Origin of the sequence: Actinoallomurus purpureus (genome assembly GCF_024055795.1) — a bacterium.
In the GTDB taxonomy this organism is placed as follows: Bacteria; Actinomycetota; Actinomycetes; order Streptosporangiales; family Streptosporangiaceae; genus Actinoallomurus; species Actinoallomurus purpureus.
The window spans coordinates 1-2,521 of sequence record NZ_JAMXMY010000050.1 but is presented as its reverse complement, the minus strand read 5'-3'; the positions used below and the strand labels follow the sequence as shown (position 1 = coordinate 2,521).

The 2,521-nt window shown below is 60.3% G+C and carries 1 protein-coding gene; it reads right to left on the bottom strand.

The features are described 5' to 3' along the window. Nucleotides 1-74: 74 nt before the first annotated feature. Nucleotides 75-1,862: a group II intron reverse transcriptase/maturase gene (gene ltrA / locus NE236_RS43130; RefSeq protein ID WP_252848123.1), complete on the bottom strand. Its 1,788-nt coding sequence runs from the start codon at nt 1,860-1,862 to the stop codon at nt 75-77. Between the last annotated feature and the right edge of the window lie 659 nt (nt 1,863-2,521).

Here is a 2,521-nt window from a genome sequence, read left to right as displayed (position 1 = left end):
TGTCGGGTAGCCGGAGCGCATTGCTGCGCCCCGGCCCCCTCAGAACCGGACGGGCGACTTTCATCGCATCCGGCTCAAGCAGACTGCAAGGGCCGCCCAGCGGCAATCCTGCCGTTTTCCCACCGATCTCCAGCGTGATGCTGTTGATGGCATTCAGAGTGCACGAGCCGGAGGTTTGATCGCGCGTCTGACCCACCAAGGCTTCGGTAGACGAGATGGTGCCTTTCCAACCTTCTTTTCGAAACGGCGAACCATTCGATCCACTCTCGGGGATTGTCCGGCTGGTACGTCGCTCCGGCGATTAGGTCTTGACGACAGACCGGACAGAGCCCCTTCTGCAGGTAGGCCATCGAGAAGGTTCTCTTGTCCAGTGTCGTCGGCACCATCTTATGGCGTCTCTTCGCCCAATAGTCGGCCAGGGCCGGGTCGTCCATCGACGCCGTTCCTTTGACCATGTCGTGACGCACGATCTTCGTCCAGGCGAACTTGACTAAGTAGGAGGTGTTCTCCGGGTTCCGGAATACCCACTTGTCCTGCCTGGACGGATGGTACTTACCGAAGTACCTATTAACGACCCAGGTCCTCGACTTCTTCGGATGCGTGAAGCGTGCCCATTTGAAGGTGAGCCGCCACACGTACGTGTCCAGCGAACTGAAGATCTTGCTGGACACGGCGACACGATAATACGCAGCCCAACCCCTAATGATAGGGCTCAGCTTCGCTATCAGCGCCGTGGCGTTGGACCCTCGCAGGGCCTTCGCCTCGGCGCGTAGCCGCTCCTTGATTTTCTTGATCGCTGCACGGCTCGGTTTGATAAGTAACTGGCCATCGTATCTACGAACGTTGAAACCGAGAAAGTCGAAGCCCTCGTTCAGGTGGACCACTTTGGTCTTTCCTGAGTTGAAGCCGAGTCCTCTCGGTGCCAGCCACGTTCCGAGCCGCTCCCTTACCGCTTCTGCTTCCTCTTTCTCGTGGCACAGGACCACGAAATCGTCGGCGTAGCGGATCAGGATCGGGGTGCCCGGCACGGCGCCGGGCTCACGCCCGACACCTCTTTTCTTGTACCGGCATCCGGCAGCTTCCTCCATGCCATGAAGAGCGACGTTGAGCAGGAGCGGGCTGATAACCCCGCCTTGTGGCGTCCCTTCTTCGGTGGGCGCGAATCTCCCGCGTTCCATCACTCCGGCCTTGAGCCATTCCCGGACCATTTCCCTGGCAGGGAACTGCCCGATGGACTCCATCAGATGCCGGTGGCTGATGCGGTCGAATGCGCCTGCGAGGTCCGCATCCAGGACCCAGATCCTCTTGCCCCTGGAACTGGTGGCGTTGAAGACGGCCTCGCGTGCGTCGTGGCAGCCGCGTCCGGGGCGAAAGCCGTAGCTTCTTGCCTCGAACCGCGACTCCCACTCCGGCTCAAGCGCGTTCTTTACTCGCGCCTGCATCACACGGTCCCGGATCACCGGAATTCCCAGCGGACGCTGCTTTCCGTTGCTCTTCGGTATGTACACTCGTTTGACCGGCTCGGCTCGATACGGCTTCGTCTCCGCGTGGATCGCGGTCGCGAGTTCGTATCTTTGCTGCGGAGTGAGATCTTTCACTCCATCCACGCCGGCCGTTTTACGGCCAGAGCTCACCTGAGCCACCCGCTTCACACTCACGAGCGTGTTGGAGTAGCTGCGTAACATGAGCTTCTGCAGATTGCGGACCTTCTTCGGGTCCCCTTGCTGAGCGGCCTTGAAGATCCTCTGCCTCAGTCTCCGTACATTCTCCTCAGCCCGCGCCCAATCAATGCCACGCCAATTGCCGGGAGTGCCCGCCGGTCCGTTCTCCGGAGACGCGCTTACGCAACCTGTGTCACTCACCGCTCCTCCTTCGTCTAACTTGCCCTTTGGTTCCGGTTTCCTTGCTTCGTTCTTCAACAGTCCACCAGGCCCACGTCTGCTCCCTTTCGGGCCGGGCACGAGTCCCGTATCTGGCGAGTTATAGGGCAGGTGCCCATTTCCTCTGAGCTTTCGCTCTACCAGCATTCGCTTCTTGAGCCATCCTGTTCCCGCTGGAGGGTTCTGCCTTTCTTGCGTCCGGCTTACCGGCCTATTTGGCCGGACCCCAACGGGGTTTCCACGTTCCACACCGTGAAGACGCGAGTGGTGCGGGTGCCTCCTACAGCCCGGGGAAGAGGGTGGTGCCTTGAGTCGCTTCCAAGCTTTCCGCGACTCCACCCGCCGCTTCATCGCGGCCCTTCCCATACCGTCTAAATGCATGCCATCGACGGGCTACACTTACGAGCCATCATCGGAGGTTCACTTTCGTTCACCCTGCCACTCTTCCCCCGCACCCGAGCTTCCTCGATGGCCGAAGATGGCCCTTAGGTTTCGTTTTCGCTCAGCTTCGCACCCCGTCATTACTGTCGACGCACGTGAGCGTGGGGGACTGGCCTATGGCACAAGCCAGGGAAAAGCTGCGGCTACGTTTTCGCCATTGCTTCTCCACTTCTGACGGTGCGACTTCGTGTCGCACGCTG